Raw genomic sequence first — 18527 nt, forward strand, 5'->3', positions numbered from 1 at the left:
CAGCCCTCATGTTAGGTTTAACACGTGAAGCCGCTGCTCGGTTTTCCTTTTTACTTTCGATACCCGTTATTTTTTTAGCTGGTGGCTTAGAAACAATTAAACTAATAAAAGCCGATCAAGCAACAGACTGGTTTGCCCTGACAGCCGGAGCAATTTTCTCAGCGATTAGCGCTTATATCTGTATATTTTTGTTTCTTAAATTACTCGAACGCATAGGCATGTGGCCTTTTGTAATTTACCGCCTAGTACTAGGCGCCATGCTGCTGTTTATATTTAGTTAATTGCAGTTGACATATATCGCGTGAATCCGTAACATTCCACCTCTTTATTTGACCGCATGCGTATATTTTCAGGAGCACCCCGCGGAATGAAAACCTTAAGTGCAAAACCAGCAGAAGTTCGTCGCGACTGGTTCGTTATTGATGCCGATGGCAAAACACTGGGCCGTATGGCAACAGAAATCGCTCGCCGTCTGCGCGGCAAACACAAAGCTATTTATACTCCTCATGTTGATACCGGCGATTACATCGTTGTTGTTAATGCTGAGAAACTGCGTGTTTCTGGCAACAAAATGAAAGATAAAATTTACTACCACCACACAGGCCACATTGGCGGTATTAAATCTATCTCGCTGGAAAAACAATTGGATAAAGCGCCTGAGCGTGTTATTCAAACAGCAGTGAAAGGCATGTTGCCTAAAAATCCTCTGGGCCGTGCAATGTTTAGCAAGCTGAAAGTTTATGCTGGTACTGAACATCCACACGCAGCTCAACAACCTAAAATGCTGGAAATTTAATCGGATATCGTCATGGCAGATTCTTACTACGCTACAGGCCGTCGCAAAAGTTCAACCGCTCGTGTATTCATGAAGCCAGGCAGCGGCAACATCACCATCAACACACGCAGCCTTGAAGATTACTTCGGTCGTGAAACATCTCGCATGGTTGTTCGTCAGCCACTTGAACTGGTTGAAATGCTTGACAAAGTTGACTTAAAAATCACCGTTCGTGGTGGTGGTAACAACGGCCAAGCCGGTGCGATTCGTCACGGTATCAGCCGCGCGTTAGTTGAATATAACAGTGAACTGAAAACTGACCTACGTAGCGCAGGCTTCATCACTCGTGATGCACGTGCTGTTGAACGTAAGAAAATTGGTCTGCATAAAGCACGTAAGAAACCACAGTTCTCAAAACGTTAATACGACGTTTTTATCGAACACAATAAACCACCTTCGGGTGGTTTTTTTGTTTTTAACCTTCTCAAACTGCTTGAAACATGTTATCTAATAAACTGATTTTGATAAGTTTAAAAAGGATAATAAAAAATGAAAAAACAGGGCATTGTCGGACTTTTAGGATTGCTGGCCTGCTTTAGCGTTGAAGCACAATCTCCGGAAGTGGCTATCTCTGCAGGCAGTTTTGAAGTTTTTGAGAGTGATAATTCACTCGAGCTGGGCGTTGAATATAGATTTGCCTCACAGGACTCATTCTTTAATCTCATTCCAGCCGTTGGGATCAGTGCCAATTCTGACGGCGGCTACTGGGTACATGCTGGCGCTCGCTACGATATAAACATGGGAGAAAAATGGGTGTTAACACCTCAGTTGGCCGGTGTAGCGTATGAAGATGGTGGTGGTCAGGATTTAGGTAGTGGCTTTTTATTTCGCACAGGCATTGAACTGGGTTATCGAATTAGTCCATCTTCACGTTTAGCTTTAAGCCTTTACCATATGTCAAATGCTGATCTGGCAAAAAATAATCCTGGATCTGAATCATTAATGGTCAGTTATAGTTTTTCGCCATTTAATCGCTAAGCTTTTTATAGAATAACCCCTTACCTTCTGGTTGGGTTTTAAATCGCCGATGTACCCATAAATACTGCATCGGCGATTTTCTTATCTCCGATTCGACCCAATCATTGACTATCTGAGCATCTGCCAATTCATCACCTGATGGATAATTTTCCCATGCAGGCCCAATATCGATTGAATAATTACCATTGGCTAAGCGTCTTGGCACATATGGCACAATGCTGGTTCCACTCATTTTTGCTAAACGGGCAGTGGCTGGAATTGTCGCGGCGTTTATACCAAAGAATTTGGCAAAGACGCTCGTTCTACGACCAAAATCTTGATCCGGTGCGTACCACACCACTTTATTCTTTTTTAATGCCCGTAACATGCCTCGCATATCTGCCTGCAATATCGTGCCTTCACTATGTCGTTGCCGTTGATGCATCATGACAGCATTAAATAAAGGACTTTTAAGCTCACGGAACATGACATAACACGGTTGTTTCAGCATGATTAACCGGCCACCTAATTCCATACTGGTAAAGTGTCCAGTTAGCAATAAAACCCCTTTGCCTTTAGCCAGCGCATTTTGTATATGTTCAAGCCCACGGTATTCGACACGTTTCTCAAGACTTTTATCGCTGGCCCACCAGCTTATAGCTGTTTCAATCGGCATCATGCCCATTGTCAGCATATTTTCACTTAGCAAGTTTTTACGTGCTTGAGGAGTCATGTCAGGGAAACATAATTCAAGGTTTCGCTTTGCGACACGCTCGCGATCCTTCATAAACAATCGCATCAAACGACCTAAACTGTGGCCAGCAAACAATTGCCAGGATTTGGGCAAATAAACTGAGATGCGCATTAGCCCCAAGCCAAGCCAATTAGGCCAAAAGCGTGGGTGAAGGAATTTTTTACTGAGAATTTTCATCTGTTCAATAACAATACAAAACAGCGTCTATGCTATCATCCCAACTCGATTTAAGCTTAAAAAACTGCCTCCGGTGAGTCCAATTTGAAAGTCTTTTACTCAACATTATTTTATCTGGCATTGCCCCTCATATTGATGAGACTGATTTGGCGAGGCTTTAAAGCTCCAGATTATTTCAAACGCTGGAATGAGCGTTTTGGAAATATATCTCCCCGTACATCTAACCAAAAACTTATCTGGGTGCACGCTGTTTCAGTGGGTGAAGCAGAAGCCTGTAGACCATTAATTAAAGGTTTGCAGCAACGTTATCCCGAGCATCAAATCCTGATCACCACCATGACGCCGACCGGTAGCGCCCGGGTGAAAAGTTTATTCGCTGATACTGTTTTGCATGTTTATTTGCCTTACGATTTACCGTTCGCAATTAAACGTTTCTTAAAAGCGATGCGACCAGAATTTGGCATTATTATGGAGACCGAGCTGTGGCCAAACCTGATTCTTATCTGCGCAGAACAATCCATCCCAATTATTATTGCCAATGCAAGACTATCGGCTCGAAGTGCGCGTGGTTATCAGAAAGCCAGCAAATTGACTCATCAGATGCTACAAAGTATTCCACTCATCGCTGCACAAACTCATAGTGATCGGGACCGCTTTGTTCAACTTGGTGCACATAAAGAAAAAGTACATGCTGTAGGGAATCTAAAATATGAGATTACCTTGCCTGCCAGCTCTATGGAGCGTGCAGAAGCAATACGTGCTTTATGGGGAAATCGTCCAGTATTTATTGCGGCAAGTACCCATGAAGGTGAAGAAGAGAAAATCATTGATGCAGCTCGTAAAATCCGTGGCCAATTTCGTGATCTATTATTAATTATTGTGCCTCGTCACCCGGAACGTTTTGATCGGGTGGCCGCATTATGTCGCCGGGCTGGATTGAATACACTTCGCAGGAGTGAAGGTAAACCTTGTAGCAGCCAAATTCAGGCCTTGGTTGTAGATAGCATGGGTGAATTATCCATTTTTTACGGTACAGCTGATGTGGCATTTGTTGGCGGTAGCCTTATCCCACATGGTGGACATAATTTACTAGAACCTGCCGCACTTTCAAGACCGGTGATTACCGGGCCGTATTATTTCAATTTTCTCGAAGTCACAAAGCAGTTCCTCGAACACCAAGCTGCAATTGAAGTAAAAAATCCTGAACAATTAGCGGATACCGTCATTGAATTATTAAAAGCCCCACAGCGTCGCGCGTTAATGGGTGATGCCGGTAAACAGTTAATAGAACAAAGTAAGGGAGCCAGCCAACGTTTGCTCAACCTTATTGATATTCATATTACGCATGTTAAACGATGAATACTGGATGCGTCAGGCATTGATGCTGGCGCAACAAGCTGAACACAATGGCGAAGTACCAGTAGGTGCAGTCATTGTATTAAATGACCAACTCATTGGATCTGGCTGGAATCAACCTATTAGCCAGAATGATCCAACAGCACATGCTGAGGTTGTGGCCTTACGCGCTGCGTGCTTGCAACAACAGAACTATCGACTACCTAACTCCACGATGTATATCACTCTTGAGCCCTGCATCATGTGTGCGGGTGCAATTGTTCATGCCAGAATTGAGCGAGTTGTTTTTGCCGCCACTGAGCCAAAAACTGGTGCCGCCGGTAGTTGCTTTGATATTTTTAACACCACCCAACTAAATCATCGTGTTAACTGTGACCAAGGAGTACTCGCCGAGGAAAGCAGCATACTGCTAAGAGATTTCTTTCGCTCAAAGCGATAGATATCACATTTTCCAGCTTTTTAAATGTAAGTTTTGGGAAATTTGATGTGCAAACTATTCCTTATGTTGCATAATTTGCTGTCCGACTGACAGAGTGAAGTTTTGAAAAAACCACCTTTCCTCATTCTCATGCTCTGCGTGTTAAGTTCTTGTAACACTCCCAGCAATCAACTTGAGCAGATTCTGGAACGGGGTGAACTTCGCGTAGTAAGCCGCTATGGTTTGACCAGCTATTATAATAATGGTGATGAGCTGGCTGGTTTTGAATACGAGTTGGCACAACGTTTTGCCGATTATCTTGGTGTGACACTCAAAGTGACTGTTCCCGAGAATCTCAGTAAAACGCTAGACATGATTGAGAATGGTCAGGCAGACATTGCTGCTGCAGGGCTAACTATCACCCGGGCCAGACAAAACAGGTTGCGTTTCGGGCCTATTTATCATGAAGTTACCCAACAGCTTATTTACCGTCATGGCAGCAGCCCTCCCCGAGATATCACCGAAATTAGTAGTGGGCAGTTAGAAATTGTGGCGAATAGCAGTCATGCTGAGCAACTTGCCGTATTACAACAGGAAATCCCCCTACTATCCTGGATAGAAAACCCGAATATAGATACCAGTGGTTTGTTAGAGCTGGTTCAGCTTGAATTAATCGATTACACCGTCGTTGATTCCAACGAAATGGCTGCCAGTCATAGCCTTTACCCCGAATTACGAGTCGCTTTTGATGTGTCGGATCCTCAACCACTGGCCTGGGGAATGCGGCGAAGCGATGATATGAGTTTACAAGTAGCGGTAAATACCTTTTTTGAAGACATCGAAAATTCCGGCTATCTGGATCAATTAATCGAGAAGTATTTTGGGCATATTCGACGCTTTGATTATGTTGATTCTCGTGCCATTCACCGCCGCATCCAAACCCATCTTCCACAATACCAATCGATTCTTAAAGCTGCTGCGTTAGCCTATGATTACGATTGGCGATTACTGGCAGCTATAGCCTATCAAGAGTCACATTGGAATCCAGAAGCTGTTTCCAGCACTGGGGTTCGCGGTTTGATGATGCTGACTCAGGGTACTGCAAATGAAATGGGCGTCATTGACCGGGAAGATCCAGAGCAAAGTATTTTTGCAGGCACGGCTTATCTGACCATGATGAAAAATCGTTTACCTGAGCGTATTGATGAACCCGATCGAACTTGGCTTGCATTAGCCGCCTATAATATTGGGCTTGGTCATCTAGAAGACGCAAGAGTTCTCACCGAAAAAAATGGCGGAAACCCAGACCGCTGGGCCGATGTTCGAGAAAATTTGCCGTTGCTGGCAAAACAACAGTGGTTCAGCCAAACGCGTCACGGTTATGCGCGTGGGGCGGAACCAGTACGTTATGTCGGGAATATTCGTCGTTATTACGATATTATGTTGCACCACGATGAAGTCAATCAAACTTCAACACCGCCAGCTGAAGTTAATCAGACTCTTCCCGCCGCCTTGTAACAGGCAAAAAAAAGCCGGTTAAATTTGCTAACCGGCTTTGATGATTAAATATATGCTTTATTTTTCTGCTTCAACTTTTTCAATCAAATATTCAACCACATTTAGCATTTCTGTCATGCCACCAGCCTTAGGTGCATCAGTATGATAGCGACCATCAACAATGATTGAAGGTACACCACTGACACCAGATGTCTGACTAATTACCAAGGCTTTTTTCACGTTGGTTTTGACTGTAAATGAATTCATCGTTTCGGCAAATTTATCACGATCAATGCCCTGCTCTTCGACAAAATCGAGTAACCGTTCTTCGGTATCTAGACGACGCTTATCGATATGAATGGCATTAAATAATGCTTTATGCAGTTTTTCAGAATCTCCAGTCACTTGAGCTGCATAAAAAACTCTTGCCAGTTGTAACCAACTATCACGGAAGACCGCTGGTACCTGAGTAAATTTTACATTTTCAGGCAACGTTTCTTTCCACTGCATGATTTGCGAATCTAGGTTAAAGCAATGAGGACAGGAATAGGAAAACAATTCCATCACCTCAATCTGTTCGCCAGAAGTATTTTTGGCCATACGCTGAGAGGTCGCTTCATAATGCTCTCCCTCTTTATAATTAACTGAATCAGCTGACACAGAAAATGGTATGAGTGCTACCGCTGTAGTCAGTAATAAAGCGCGTATTGATCTTGTCATTTCGATATCCTTAATTTTTATTTACAAAGTGCCGTAAGAGTGAAGACCGGACAGAAACATATTGACACCCAGAAAGGCAAATAAAGTCACAAATAACCCAACAATTGCCCACCAAGCCATTGGTGCACCAGTCCAGCCTTTTGTCATTCGCATATGCAACCAGGCGGCGTAATTTAACCAGACAATTAATGCCCATGTTTCTTTTGGATCCCATGACCAATATCCACCCCAGGCTTCCGCAGCCCATAAAGCGCCCAGAATAGTTGCCACTGTAAAAAAGGCAAAGCCCAAAGCAATGCTTTTGTACATTAAATCATCCATCATCGTCAGTGGTGGCATAGCTTTCACCAAACCACTGTTGGGATTCTTTTCAGCACGCCAATTGACCAGCACATAAGCAATACCAATCATGGCTGCCATGGCAAACGAACCATAGCCAATGAAGTTTGCCGGTACGTGAATTTTCATCCAGTAACTTTGTAATGCAGGCACCAAGGGCTGAATTTCATGCGCATTGCGTTCAAAGGCATACCAAAGTTGGAAGATAACAGCAGCAGAAATAACTAATAAAACAAAGCCTCCCAAACTGCGGACTTGATAGCGACGTTCGTAAAATAAATAAATCAGTGCTGTTACAACGGCAAACAGAATAAATACTTCATATAGATTGCTGACCGGAATATAACCAATATCAGCCCCCATCATATGCGTCTCGCGCCAACGCACCATCAGCCCGGTCATACCAAATGTCGTGGCGATCCAGGTAAATGCGCTGCCAAGCTTTTCGGTGTAAGCAGAACGGAAAATCAAGCCACCAAAATAAGTGAATGTTGCCGCGATAAAAAACACACTCATCCACATAATCGCAGACTGACTGGCCAACATGTATTTCAGCAAACCATTGGTTTCAGCAGCGCCCAAATCTGACCCATAAAGTTGCAACGCTATTAAGCTTAAAATCGCGACAGCAATAGAATGTCCACGAAATCCAGGCCATTGATTACCGACCAATGCCATGCTTATAGCGGTAAAAATCAGAATGGACACTTCATATACATCCAGCACTTCACGGTAAATCGTCAAAATACCGATGGTTGCCAGTAATAAAAGGCCATACCACCACCACGTATGTGCGGCCGGTTTTGTCATTATTTCAGTATTTGTTGTCATTGGTCTCTCATACTCATTATTGCGCTTTCAATTAAGAACCTAGCTACAGGTTGGAGTTCCCCGTTTTAGCCGCTAACACTGTTTGTTGTTCATTGAAAAATGTATCAAATTCACGTGCATTTCGATTGGTTGAGCCTGCCAGAATAATGTGCGTCTGATCAGTACCTTGCTCAATCCATGCCCAAAGACGTCTTTGCGGTAGATAGAACAATAAAAACACACCGATAATCAACAAAGCACAACCGAAATACACCACATTTTTACCGGGTGCTTTAGCTATTTGCAGACCTGTTGATTGTATATGGTCAAAATCTGTTAAATGTAAAAATACCGGTGAGCCATAACGTGACAGCGTTCCAATGGCGTCTACCGTATCTTGTAAAAACAATAACTGATCGTTCGTGACGGTTTGCGGATCAATACCGTCCATACTGAAATAAATCCGCGCCAACATTTCCCGTAACATGCCTAGATAGGCCGGAGCTAAGTTATCACGCTCAGCATCAGGTAGATTGTTGTCAATAAAATCTCTGACTTCATCAAAGCCTCCCCTAACAAACATTTTGATCAATGTTTCCAGCGTCTGTTGCAAGCTTCCTTCCAATGCTTCATCACGTTCAGGCATCACCGCAAGTGCTTCTTTCATCATTGAGTTAGCAATACTAGAAATCAGTTGCTCATCACGCAACAAGGCTGAATATTGCAAAAACTGCTGCAAGCCACCCTCTTCATCAACCGGTAAATAAAGATAGGCAAAGGACTCTGCTGGACTATTACGTACACCACTCAAAAAATATTCCCGTCCATCGCGCTCCACCGGAAACATATAGTTTTCATATTCTCGAGCTTCGCCAGTCTCGGTTCGCAATTTAAAGGTAAAGTTGGGGCCAAAATCACGTAAGTTTCGCGGATCAGCTTCCGTCGGATCCGGATTAATATTAAACGGGCGGAAACTGGTCATTTCCAATTGCATGCTTTCCTGACCCCAAAGCATTTGCCGATTTTCAAATACTTTAGTTTGGATAGATACAGGCTCCGTTCCAGCGCGACTATCCAACGGCCATGCATCTAAACTTAATTCTGAGCCGCCATCACTAAAACTGGCCTGATAAATAGCGTGTCCTCGATAAATCAACGGATGATTTACCGCAATAGTAGCTTCAAAGGGAGCTTCTAATTGATCATCGTGAATCACTAAATCGGACTCAAAAGATTTCGGTTGTCCGTTGGGGTAATGTTCAATACGAAAATCTTTTACTTCAATACGAAAGGGTAAAGCTTGTAACAAGTAACCATCACGAACCGGTAAAAAAACCACTTCAGAGGCCTTGCCTTCAGGAATACTAACAGTGCCTCTAAACCCTTGATTACCTTCAGACAATCTACTTTCTGCGGGGATCTCACGAATAGAAAGATCGCGCGTTTCAATTTTGATATCGCCCCGCCATTCTGCAAGCTTAAGCGGCATATTGCTGTCAAATAAACCGCCTACACAAATCACGACAATTGCGATATGAGTGAATAAATAGCCTAAGCGATTCATACCGCCACGCATTGCAGAAATTAATACTGCATCGTCTTGTTTGAGCGTTTGTCGACTACGAAAACCCAGTTTTTTGAATTCCTGCTGCAGGTTATTGGCAACAGTCTGTAGAGTGTCATTTGATTGCCATTGTGCATTGTGATGCATGGCTCTTAATGATTTTTTCTGTACGTTGGTTCGCAGTTGCCACATTTCTTTAAGCATGGCGGGGAAATGGCGGATCACACAAACAGAGGTAGAGATCACTAATAACGCAAGGATAGCGATAAACCATAATGCGCTATAAACATCATAGAGTCCCAACTGATCAAACACTTCGAACCAGTATGGGCCGAACTTAATGACATAATCGGCATACGGTTGATTCTGTTGCAAAACCGTGCCGATAACAGAAGCTACCGCCAACGTCAGCAATAAGGTTATTGCCAGCTCCATGGAACCGATAAATAAAAATAAGCGGCGGGAAAAGCTGTGGTTAGAATGACCTTTAGTGGTAGCTTCAGACATTAAATTGCTCAAACAGGAGCCGATTTCAATCCGGCGACAACTTTCATTGTCGCCGAAGCATTATCAGCAATTAGTGCAGGCCGGATACATAAGCGGAAACCGCTTTAATCTCATCTTCCGTCAGCTTAGAAGCAATATCACGCATCATCCCATTCGGGTCGTTATGACGTTCGCCCTTAGCAAAAGCGTGTAATTGCGCTTCAGTATAGGCACGATATTGTGCAGATAGTTTCGGCCATTTCGCCGCAGGCATACCGCTGCCATTTGGACCATGACATGCCATACAAGCCGGCACACCAGACTCGCTATTGCCACCACGATAAATTTGTTTACCAAGTTCTAACAAGTCTTCACTTACCGCACCTGGAGTAGCTTCTTTACTAGCGAAATAAGCCGCTAAGTCGGCCATATCTTCTTCAGATAAATTCGCAACCATTGGGGCCATAAAGGCATTTTCACGTTTACCGCTTTTAAATTCGACAAGCTGTTTGTAAATATAACTGGCATGTTGTCCAGCCAGCTTTGGATACATGTCAGAAGGACTGTTGCCATCTGCACCATGACAAGCTGCACAAACCGCTGATTTTGCTTTACCGGCAGAAACATCACCCGCAGCAAAAACGTGTGGTGAACTAGTTGCTCCCAAACCCAACACCACTGCAAAAATAAATTTTTTCATTGTAGTTCCTAGTCACTAACTTTCGGATACAAAACTTCCGGTATGCTACTCTTATTGGCACTTTTTTGCACCTGGAAAGACTGTCATGTCAGAGTTATACCGTAGCGCGCATTATACTGTCAGCGCGACACAATTGTCCCAACTGCCACCTGACTTAGGTTATGAGGTTGCTTTTGCGGGTCGTTCAAATGCCGGAAAATCCAGTGCAATCAATACGATCACCGGAATCAAAGCATTAGCACGCATCAGTAAGACACCAGGACGAACACAAATGATCAATTTTTTTCACCTGGATGATGAAAGAGCTTTAGTCGATCTTCCTGGTTATGGTTATGCCAAAGTCCCGGAAAAAATGAAGCTGAAATGGCAGGCAACCTTGAGTAAATATTTAGAAACGCGCCAATCCTTACGTGGATTAATGTTGATGATGGATATTCGTCATCCGTTAAAAAACTTTGATTTGCAAATGTTAGGTTGGGCTAAACAGGCAGAACTTCCTATTCATATACTGCTGACAAAATCTGACAAATTAGGTCGTGGCGCAGGAGGAAATGCCCTGCAACAGGTTCGTAAAGAATTAAAAGAGGCTGGTTTGGAAGCTTCGGTACAATTGTTTTCGTCTTTAAATCATCAAGGTCGTGATGAAGCGATACAGGTTCTGGATGAATGGTTTGAACTTTCAACGCCTGCTCAATAATAGAAATTTCTGCTAATTACATTTATTTAAAAATTTATGCTTCAGGTGATGGCAGATGTCGTCACTCTCTGCTAACGTTAACCGCAATGGGTGAGGTCTTACCAAACCATATTCAGTTTCAATGCTGAGAGCCGTTTCGTGGCAACGCAGCCAAAGCCCCTCACCTACACCTGTTTTTTCCATAACGATGCCCATTCAAGGATTCCGCTATGACGCCAAGATATACTGCGATTACTACCCCTTTGCCTGAACTTTATCAGACGTCAAAACTGGGAATGAACACCCTCGCTTTAACTGAAGATTTTAAACGCTATTTCGGCATTTATCTGGGACAAGACAAAGGTTGTGCCTCTGGTCATTACTTGTACTCAGCCATGGCTCACACGCTTCGTGATCGGTTGTTTGAAAGAATGAAAAATACCAAACATACCTATGCTGAATCAGGTTGCAAACAAGCCTATTACCTTTCTATGGAATTTTTGATGGGCCGTGCCACAGGTAATGCCGCATTAAATCTAGGTATTGAAGAACCATTGAAAAAAGCCTTGGTTAACCTGGGTCTTGAATATGAAGAGCTCGCAGAGTTTGAGCACGACGCGGGCTTAGGTAACGGCGGTCTTGGCCGCTTGGCAGCGTGTTTTATCGATAGTTGTGCCACTTTACAGCTGCCCGTTACTGGATATGGTCTTCGCTATGAATACGGCATGTTCCAACAAAAAATACAAAATGGCCATCAACAGGAAATGCCCGATCATTGGTTACGGGATGGTAACCCTTGGGAACTGGAGCGTCCTGAGTTCACTCAGCGGGTGAAATTTGGCGGACATACTGAATTACGTCGTAACGTCAGTGGGCAAATGGAAATCCAATGGGTGGATACCAATGATGTGCTGGCAGTGCCATACGACTTACCAGTCCCCGGTTACCAGAACGGCACCGTGAACCGCTTACGTTTGTGGAAAGCAGCTGCCACTGATGAATTTAATCTTGAAGATTTTAATGCCGGTTCTTATACCGAAGCGGTGGCCGCTAAAAATGAAGCTGAAAATATCAGTATGGTGCTTTATCCTAACGATGCCAGTGAAAATGGAAAAGAGCTTCGGTTACGCCAACAATATTTTCTGGCATCAGCCAGCTTGCAAGACATTCTAGATTATTGGGTTAACACCCATGGCGAAAATTTTGAACTGTTTGCTGATAAGAATGTATTTCAGTTGAACGATACCCATCCGACCGTTGCCGTTGCAGAATTAATGCGCTTACTGATGGATGAACATCAATTGGGTTGGGATAAGGCTTGGCAAATCACCACTAAAACGATGGCTTACACCAACCACACTTTGTTACCTGAAGCCCTTGAACGTTGGCCGGCAAATCTGTTTGGTCGTTTATTACCGCGCATTCTGGAAATTATCTATGAGATAAATGCACGCTTCTTGCGTGAAGTGGCTAATCATTGGCCCGGCGATAAAGATCGTTTGGCTCGTATGTCGATCATTGAAGAAGGTGCTCAACAGCAAGTTCGCATGGCCCATTTAGCGATTGTTGGCAGTTTTTCAGTTAACGGCGTTGCCGCGTTGCATTCCGAGTTATTGAAGAAAGGCTTGTTTGAAGATTTCTATCAATTGTGGCCGAACAAATTTAATAATAAAACCAACGGCGTCACTCAACGGCGTTGGATGGCCTGGTGCAACCCGATTTTGAGTCAGCTAATTACAGAAACCATTGGTGATAAATGGATAACCCGGCTGACTGAGCTGGAAAATCTCGCTCCACTCGCTCATGACAAAGATTTTCAAAAATCTTGGCATGAAGCGAAATATGAAAACAAAAAACGTTTGGCTGCTTTGGTCGAAAAAAATTGTGGCGTAACGTTTAATCCTGATGCCATGTTTGATATTCAGGTCAAACGCATCCACGAATATAAACGTCAACTGCTCAATGTATTACATGTTATTCATTTATATGATCAGATCAAACGTGGTCATACCGATGGTCTGCCCAAACGCTGTGTCTTATTTGGCGGTAAAGCGGCTCCAGGTTATTTGATGGCCAAACAAATCATTAAACTTATTAATAACGTCGCAGATGTGGTTAATAACGATCCTGATGTGAATGACTGGCTTAAGGTAGTCTTTTTCCCTAATTATCAAGTATCTGCCATGGAAGTCATCTGTCCTGCAGCCGACCTATCTGAGCAAATTTCTACCGCTGGTAAAGAAGCGTCTGGTACCGGCAATATGAAATTTATGATGAATGGTGCCATTACGATTGGCACGCTGGATGGGGCTAATATAGAAATACGTGAAGAAGTGGGTGATGACAACTTTTTCCTGTTTGGTTTATCCGAAGAAGAAGTCGCCGAAAAACGTGCAAGCTATAACCCTCAGGCTATCATTGAAAATGATGCTGATCTAAAACGTGTAGTAGAGCTGTTAAGTGGTGGGCATTTCAACCAATTTGAACCCGGTTGTTTTGACAACATTATTCATGCATTTACTAGCCCAAATGATCCTTGGATGACCGTTGCTGATTTCCGTAGTTACATTGATGCACAGCATCTGGCTGGACAAGCGTATTTAGATAAAGAACGCTGGACGGCAATGAGCATTACTAATGCGGCGCAAAGCGGTAAGTTTTCAACTGATCGGACCATGGATGAATACAATCAAGATATTTGGAAACTTGAAAAAATAGCGCCACATCCTGATAGCTAATATCACGTAATAAAATCCCATTGTCAGTCTAGTTATGCTTAGGCTGACAATGGTTTCAGTTTTTCCGGTGGTTTAAGACTATTAAAGTCCGTATAATTCGCGCTGTTAGAAAGTATCAAAGCGCCTGTAGCTCAGTTGGATAGAGTATCGGTTTCCGAAACCGAGGGTCACAGGTTCAATTCCTGTCAGGCGCACCACTTCTCCCACCTCATCTGTACATTAAGCTACTAATTGACTTCTGAGCCAATATGCAGTGTTGGCTCTATTTGGCCGTATTGTTCAAGTTTGTTATATAACGTTTTAACCGTAATTCCAAGTTGCTTGGCAGCTTGAGTTTTATTTTGCTTACATGCATCAAGCGTTGACAGTATCAAGCTTTTTTCTGCTTCTTTTATTGATGTACCCGGCCCTATTTCCCCTATTGAGGCTAGCTGAATAGTTGAAAAATCGGGCAAGTCCGATACCGTAATGACCTCTTCTGCCAAAATATGTGCCCGTTCAACACAATGTTTAAGCTCTCTGACATTGCCTGGCCAAGAGTATTGGGCAAAAATTTCCAATACTTCATCTGCGAACACTTTCCCTGTATTAGTGGCTTCATTACGATAAGCAAGAAAATGTTTGGCTAACTCAATAACATCATTATCACGATGACGTAAAGGAGGAAGTTTTATTGGAAAATGTGCAAGGCGAAAATAAAGATCTTCACGCAAAAATCCCGCTTCAATAGCCTCTTCAGGTTCGCGATTTGTTGCAGCAATCACTCTGACTTTAGATTGACGTACCACATCGCTACCCACTCGACGAAACTCTCCACTTTCTAACACTCTGAGCAATTTGCTTTGTAAAGCCAGGGGCATTTCAGTGATTTCGTCTAACAATAACGTACCATTACCACCTTGTTCAAAAAAACCAATATGTTGATTTACCGCGCCGGTGAAAGCGCCTTTTTCATGGCCAAATAATTCACTTTCGACCAGATCTGCTGCCAAAGCGGCACAATTAACAGAAACCATGGGTTCATTGGCTCGTTCACTTTGTTCATGGATAGTTCTGGCTGCAACTTCCTTCCCACAACCACTTTCACCAATCAGAAATACATTTGCATCTGTTTGGCTAACCCGTCGTATCAATCGATATAATTTGTGCATCACCGCAGAAGAACCAAGCAATGAGCCATATTGGTCAAGGCTGGAGGAAAGTGTTGCGGTCTGTCGGTTTTTTCTCAGCTGTTTAAACTCTTCCGCAAATTCCTGAGCTATCTCAACCAGCGGGGAAAAGTCTTTCATCTGGCGAAAATGATAAGCAATGCCTTGAGTCATCATCATGTCTAACCACTTATTGGGTAGACCATCGCTTAATAAAATCCAGTCGGCAGTACTTTGTAATGGATGGGTTTCAAACAATTTATATTCTGTTTCAGAAGTTTGCTTGGGTGCAAAAATAACCAAGTCAGCCTGATGACTATGATCGGTTAGATCTGCAGCCTGAATCATACTAAATTCGCAGGCCGCGAGGAGCTTGCTCAATTTCTCTGCAAGATTGTCATCCGTGGTAATCAATAATAATTTTGGCATAAGACTCGCTATCAAATAATGGTTGATTTTGAGTCTAACATGGGGGATTTATGGATTTCTTAACATAGATAAAGAGGATAGAACTAATGTTCTACCCTCTTTAATTTGATGGCTAGGAATGTATTAACTTACTCGGCGATGTTGTTGTCGATCATTTTTCAATCTTTGTAAACGATCCTGACTTAATTGAATATTAGCCAAATGCCCAGCTAAATAAGATGACATTCGTCGATTGCTCATTCTTCTCACACAGATTTTAAAAATCTCTAATGAACGCATTTCCATTGCTTCTAAATCAGCAAGACACTCTTTATCAATTATGTCGTTACACATTCCATATGTAAGCTTGTAAATCGCCCGTACAGTTATGGCTAACTCTGTGTCACAGGGCTCTATATTCTTCAGCCCGGTAAAACGCTTGTTAATATCATTAACAATTTCTGCCCGCACCTGAGCCATCTCACGAAACAACATTCTTATTTCACTACTGACCGCCTTTCTTGCAGTCATATTATAGAAGCTGTGCCCATCGGCACAAATACTCTTCAATTCGTGAATAATTTGTTGATCTCTGCTATTTAACATATGAAACTCAATTTGTTACAACAAGTTCGTCTTTCACATCAACTACTTTGTCGTAACCTTTAGCCATTTCAATAGCAAGGTCTCGCTCGGTTTCATTTTTTACTTTTCCCTTCAAGGTCACAACACCATTGTCAGTTGATACGTTAATAGAGGTTGCTTCAAGCTCATCATGCGCCGCAAGCTCCATTTTGAGTCCAGCAGTGACCGTCATATCGTGCCATGCACGGCTAAAAGATTTATCATCGTTATCAGCAGTATCTTCATTCCGATAGTTTTCATCAACTGTCAGATTATTTTTTACGTTCGTTATACCTTTGATATTTTTAGCGATTTCACCTGCTAATTCTTTTTGGGTTTCATTGTTAACTTCACCACTTAAAACAGCAACACCATTCTCAATGTCGGTATCAATTTTAAAATTATTTAATTCCGTATTTAGCAACAGGGACGTTTCCAATTTACCATCCAACCACGCATCACTTGCTTCCCCTTGCCAATCATTCGCTAAAACTGGAGTTGCGATTAAGGTTGATGCTGTCAAAATAGCTAAACTTTTCATTTTAAATTTCATATTTATCTCCATATTATTTCTAGATGTCACAAATCACCTGTTGCCATAACTGTGCCAACTATAAAAAATAATAAAAATCATACACTTATATATAACAAACTATTAGTAAGTGTTGAATATCATGAATAAATTACAAACATTAACGGGAAAAAGTTCATGTTTGTTAATACAACAATAAAAAAGGAGCCTTACGGCGCCTTCTATTAATTGCGTCAGAACTAAGCGATCTACATCGCTAAATCACACACATGAAAGCTATTTGTTAAGCGCTTCAACTTGCTTCTCAGCCTCGTCTTTCGCAAGGCCATAGCGCTCTTGCAATAAGCCTGCTAGCTGTTGAGCATTACCTTTAGTTTCTTCAATCTCATCATCAGTCAACTTACCCCAATTCTCTCTCATCTGACCTTTGAACTTAGTCCATTTACCCTCTGCAATATCTTTATTCATAACTTTCTCCTCACTTAATACCAAGATCAATCTGATATTCACTTACATACCAAAACTTATCTTTTGAAAACAGAAAATACTTTCTGCATTATCAATTCAGACAACACTCCTTGATGATGAATTATTCAAAGAGAGATGACTCAGTATAGTTGTTTACAGAAATCATGCCAAAACCATAAGCATTTGATTTTATTTAAATATATTTACAAAACGAGATAGTGCAAAAAATAAATTCTGGTAGAAATAACATGGTGAGATGTAATTTTTTCAAGAAGCAAAAGGTTATAAAATAAGGCTCACGGATAGGCCATCTAGCAATACTCAATTCTATAGTTATTGATTATTTCAACATCAATAGATACAAAAAAGGCCCAATTAAGGGCCTTTTCTGAAACAACTATAGCGGGTTGTTATTGTGTGTTAACAATAAAATCAACACGACGGTTCAACGCGCGACCTGCATCAGTAGAGTTGGTTGCAATCGGTGAAGTTTCACCCATACCAACTGGGATGAGGTTATTACCATTTACACCTTTAGAAACAAGGTATTCAACAACTGATTCTGAACGTTCTTGAGAAAGTTTTTGGTTGTACTCTTCAGTACCGATGCTGTCAGTATGACCTTCAACACGTACTTCAACAACTTCATCAGAATTTAACAGAGCTTCTACTGCTTCATCCAAAGTATCTTGAGCTTCGGTAGTCAGTGTAGATTTATCAAATTCAAAGTTAACGCCAGTCAGAGATAAAATAGTTTGACCAGCAATAGGGCAACCATCTTCATCAACAATTACACCTTCTGGAGTATTAGGGCACAGATCTTTGTAATCGGCTACGCCATCTCTGTCTGAATCAATTGGGCAACCAACATCATCAACAGTTACACCAGCTGGAGTGTTGGCACACATATCAATGCCATCAACAACGCCATCGCCATCTGAATCCATTGCACAGCCATTGGCATCAAGCAAAGCACCTGGAACTGGTTCATGTTCACACATGGTTTTTTCTGCTACTTTTTCTTCTGCTTGTACATCATCGTTAGAGCAAAGTAATAATGCTAATGCGGCACCAACTGCTGCACCACCGATGGCACCTGAACCACCACTAGCTGCTGCACCAACTGCTGCACCACCCACTGCACCACCAAGTGCCGAACATAAAGTATAGTCTTGATACGCACGTTGATTTGGGCCTGCACAACCAGCCAGCAAACCAATCGTCAGCAGTGCTGCGGTTAATTTTACTGAAATATTCATAGATATAGTTCCTTTAGATTTATTGCTTAGTTTTGGTAATCGTTCGTTAATGATTTGGCTG

General features: G+C 42.4%; 19 protein-coding genes and 1 tRNA gene. 10 read left to right on the forward strand and 10 right to left on the reverse strand.

The genetic code is table 11. The features are described 5' to 3' along the window. From ACN0V2_RS04600 to ACN0V2_RS04615, 4 genes are all read left to right on the forward strand, one after another. Positions 1–281: undecaprenyl-diphosphate phosphatase (locus tag ACN0V2_RS04600; protein ID WP_417549618.1), on the forward strand; the 281-nt coding region annotated here is incomplete at its 5' end. Between the two features lie 86 nt (positions 282–367). Beyond that, positions 368–796, forward strand: a complete 429-nt coding sequence (gene rplM, locus ACN0V2_RS04605; RefSeq protein WP_014705973.1) for a 50S ribosomal protein L13 — start codon at positions 368–370, stop codon at positions 794–796. Between the two features lie 12 nt (positions 797–808). Then, the gene (rpsI, locus tag ACN0V2_RS04610; protein WP_014705972.1) at positions 809–1198 is read left to right on the forward strand and encodes a 30S ribosomal protein S9; all 390 of its coding nucleotides are present in this window, start codon (positions 809–811) and stop codon (positions 1196–1198) included. Positions 1199–1324: 126 nt separating this feature from the next. Then, the gene (locus ACN0V2_RS04615) at positions 1325–1813 is read left to right on the forward strand and encodes an acyloxyacyl hydrolase (protein ID WP_417549619.1); all 489 of its coding nucleotides are present in this window, start codon (positions 1325–1327) and stop codon (positions 1811–1813) included. Here ACN0V2_RS04615 and lpxL read toward each other — a convergent pair. Then, entirely contained in the window at positions 1803–2657 is an 855-nt protein-coding gene (lpxL, locus tag ACN0V2_RS04620) for an LpxL/LpxP family Kdo(2)-lipid IV(A) lauroyl/palmitoleoyl acyltransferase (protein WP_417549620.1), read from the reverse strand. The genes ACN0V2_RS04615 and lpxL overlap by 11 nt on opposite strands. A 201-nt stretch (positions 2658–2858) precedes the next feature. Here lpxL and waaA point away from each other — a divergent pair, with 201 nt between their 5' ends. The 3 genes from waaA to mltF all read left to right on the forward strand — a co-directional run bounded on the left by waaA (position 2859) and on the right by mltF (position 6015). Next, the gene (waaA, locus tag ACN0V2_RS04625) at positions 2859–4082 is read left to right on the forward strand and encodes a lipid IV(A) 3-deoxy-D-manno-octulosonic acid transferase (RefSeq protein WP_417549725.1); all 1224 of its coding nucleotides are present in this window, start codon (positions 2859–2861) and stop codon (positions 4080–4082) included. Further along, entirely contained in the window at positions 4069–4518 is a 450-nt protein-coding gene (tadA, locus tag ACN0V2_RS04630) for a tRNA adenosine(34) deaminase TadA (RefSeq protein WP_417549621.1), read from the forward strand. Before waaA ends, tadA begins: the two co-directional genes overlap by 14 nt. Positions 4519–4620: 102 nt before the next feature. After that, positions 4621–6015 (forward strand): membrane-bound lytic murein transglycosylase MltF, encoded by a 1395-nt coding sequence (mltF, locus tag ACN0V2_RS04635; RefSeq protein ID WP_417549622.1) that lies wholly within the window; start codon positions 4621–4623, stop codon positions 6013–6015. Positions 6016–6072: 57 nt separating this feature from the next. Here the strand turns inward: mltF and ACN0V2_RS04640 are convergent, their stop codons facing one another. From ACN0V2_RS04640 to ACN0V2_RS04655, 4 genes are all read right to left on the reverse strand, one after another. After that, the gene (locus ACN0V2_RS04640) at positions 6073–6714 is read right to left on the reverse strand and encodes a thiol:disulfide interchange protein DsbA/DsbL (protein ID WP_417549623.1); all 642 of its coding nucleotides are present in this window, start codon (positions 6712–6714) and stop codon (positions 6073–6075) included. 21 nt (positions 6715–6735) lie between these two features. Next, positions 6736–7884, reverse strand: coding sequence for a c-type cytochrome biogenesis protein CcsB (gene ccsB / locus ACN0V2_RS04645; protein WP_417549624.1), 1149 nt, complete (start codon positions 7882–7884; stop codon positions 6736–6738). A 43-nt stretch (positions 7885–7927) separates the two neighbouring features. Then, the gene (locus ACN0V2_RS04650) at positions 7928–9934 is read right to left on the reverse strand and encodes a cytochrome c biogenesis protein ResB (RefSeq protein WP_417549625.1); all 2007 of its coding nucleotides are present in this window, start codon (positions 9932–9934) and stop codon (positions 7928–7930) included. A gap of 70 nt (positions 9935–10004) precedes the next feature. Continuing rightward, the gene (locus ACN0V2_RS04655; RefSeq protein ID WP_417549626.1) at positions 10005–10613 is read right to left on the reverse strand and encodes a c-type cytochrome; all 609 of its coding nucleotides are present in this window, start codon (positions 10611–10613) and stop codon (positions 10005–10007) included. An 85-nt stretch (positions 10614–10698) separates the two neighbouring features. Between ACN0V2_RS04655 and yihA the strand changes: the two genes are divergently transcribed. The 3 genes from yihA to ACN0V2_RS04670 all read left to right on the forward strand — a co-directional run bounded on the left by yihA (position 10699) and on the right by ACN0V2_RS04670 (position 14224). After that, positions 10699–11310, forward strand: a complete 612-nt coding sequence (gene yihA, locus ACN0V2_RS04660) for a ribosome biogenesis GTP-binding protein YihA/YsxC (protein ID WP_417549627.1) — start codon at positions 10699–10701, stop codon at positions 11308–11310. A 209-nt stretch (positions 11311–11519) separates the two neighbouring features. Next, entirely contained in the window at positions 11520–14027 is a 2508-nt protein-coding gene (locus ACN0V2_RS04665; RefSeq protein WP_417549628.1) for a glycogen/starch/alpha-glucan phosphorylase, read from the forward strand. Positions 14028–14147: 120 nt separating this feature from the next. After that, positions 14148–14224 (forward strand) — tRNA-Arg (locus tag ACN0V2_RS04670). A 30-nt stretch (positions 14225–14254) separates the two neighbouring features. Here the strand turns inward: ACN0V2_RS04670 and ACN0V2_RS04675 are convergent. The 5 genes from ACN0V2_RS04675 to ACN0V2_RS04695 all read right to left on the reverse strand — a co-directional run bounded on the left by ACN0V2_RS04675 (position 14255) and on the right by ACN0V2_RS04695 (position 18466). Continuing rightward, on the reverse strand, positions 14255–15604 hold the full coding sequence (locus tag ACN0V2_RS04675; RefSeq protein ID WP_417549629.1) for a sigma-54 interaction domain-containing protein: 1350 nt from the start codon (positions 15602–15604) through the stop codon (positions 14255–14257). Between the two features lie 123 nt (positions 15605–15727). After that, entirely contained in the window at positions 15728–16189 is a 462-nt protein-coding gene (locus tag ACN0V2_RS04680) for a hypothetical protein (RefSeq protein WP_417549630.1), read from the reverse strand. Positions 16190–16196: 7 nt separating this feature from the next. Further along, positions 16197–16760 (reverse strand): BON domain-containing protein, encoded by a 564-nt coding sequence (locus ACN0V2_RS04685; protein ID WP_417549631.1) that lies wholly within the window; start codon positions 16758–16760, stop codon positions 16197–16199. A 255-nt stretch (positions 16761–17015) separates the two neighbouring features. Continuing rightward, positions 17016–17207 carry a CsbD family protein gene (locus ACN0V2_RS04690; RefSeq protein ID WP_417549632.1) on the reverse strand — a complete coding sequence of 64 codons (192 nt, stop codon included), beginning with the start codon at positions 17205–17207 and terminating at the stop codon, positions 17016–17018. 410 nt (positions 17208–17617) lie between these two features. After that, complete coding sequence (locus ACN0V2_RS04695) at positions 17618–18466, reverse strand: OmpA family protein (protein ID WP_417549633.1); 849 nt, start codon at positions 18464–18466, stop codon at positions 17618–17620. Positions 18467–18527: the final 61 nt, after the last annotated feature.

Origin of the sequence: Methylophaga sp. (assembly GCF_048266885.1) — a bacterium.
Taxonomy (GTDB): Bacteria; Pseudomonadota; Gammaproteobacteria; order Nitrosococcales; family Methylophagaceae; genus Methylophaga.

Excerpts from the sequence above, each read along its gene's own strand:
- waaA (WP_417549725.1), top strand. The coding sequence starts at position 2,859 with ATGAGACTGATTTGGCGAGGCTTTAAAGCTCCAGATTATTTCAAACGC.
- ccsB (WP_417549624.1), bottom strand. The coding sequence starts at position 7,884 with ATGACAACAAATACTGAAATAATGACAAAACCGGCCGCACATACGTGG.
- yihA (WP_417549627.1), top strand. The coding sequence starts at position 10,699 with ATGTCAGAGTTATACCGTAGCGCGCATTATACTGTCAGCGCGACACAA.
- ACN0V2_RS04640 (WP_417549623.1), bottom strand. The coding sequence starts at position 6,714 with ATGACAAGATCAATACGCGCTTTATTACTGACTACAGCGGTAGCACTC.
- ACN0V2_RS04680 (WP_417549630.1), bottom strand. The coding sequence starts at position 16,189 with ATGTTAAATAGCAGAGATCAACAAATTATTCACGAATTGAAGAGTATT.
- ACN0V2_RS04690 (WP_417549632.1), bottom strand. The coding sequence starts at position 17,207 with ATGAATAAAGATATTGCAGAGGGTAAATGGACTAAGTTCAAAGGTCAG.
- ACN0V2_RS04695 (WP_417549633.1), bottom strand. The coding sequence starts at position 18,466 with ATGAATATTTCAGTAAAATTAACCGCAGCACTGCTGACGATTGGTTTG.
- ACN0V2_RS04615 (WP_417549619.1), top strand. The coding sequence starts at position 1,325 with ATGAAAAAACAGGGCATTGTCGGACTTTTAGGATTGCTGGCCTGCTTT.
- rplM (WP_014705973.1), top strand. The coding sequence starts at position 368 with ATGAAAACCTTAAGTGCAAAACCAGCAGAAGTTCGTCGCGACTGGTTC.
- lpxL (WP_417549620.1), bottom strand. The coding sequence starts at position 2,657 with ATGCGCATCTCAGTTTATTTGCCCAAATCCTGGCAATTGTTTGCTGGC.
- tadA (WP_417549621.1), top strand. The coding sequence starts at position 4,069 with ATGTTAAACGATGAATACTGGATGCGTCAGGCATTGATGCTGGCGCAA.
- rpsI (WP_014705972.1), top strand. The coding sequence starts at position 809 with ATGGCAGATTCTTACTACGCTACAGGCCGTCGCAAAAGTTCAACCGCT.
- ACN0V2_RS04665 (WP_417549628.1), top strand. The coding sequence starts at position 11,520 with ATGACGCCAAGATATACTGCGATTACTACCCCTTTGCCTGAACTTTAT.
- ACN0V2_RS04685 (WP_417549631.1), bottom strand. The coding sequence starts at position 16,760 with ATGAAATTTAAAATGAAAAGTTTAGCTATTTTGACAGCATCAACCTTA.
- ACN0V2_RS04675 (WP_417549629.1), bottom strand. The coding sequence starts at position 15,604 with ATGCCAAAATTATTATTGATTACCACGGATGACAATCTTGCAGAGAAA.
- ACN0V2_RS04650 (WP_417549625.1), bottom strand. The coding sequence starts at position 9,934 with ATGTCTGAAGCTACCACTAAAGGTCATTCTAACCACAGCTTTTCCCGC.
- ACN0V2_RS04655 (WP_417549626.1), bottom strand. The coding sequence starts at position 10,613 with ATGAAAAAATTTATTTTTGCAGTGGTGTTGGGTTTGGGAGCAACTAGT.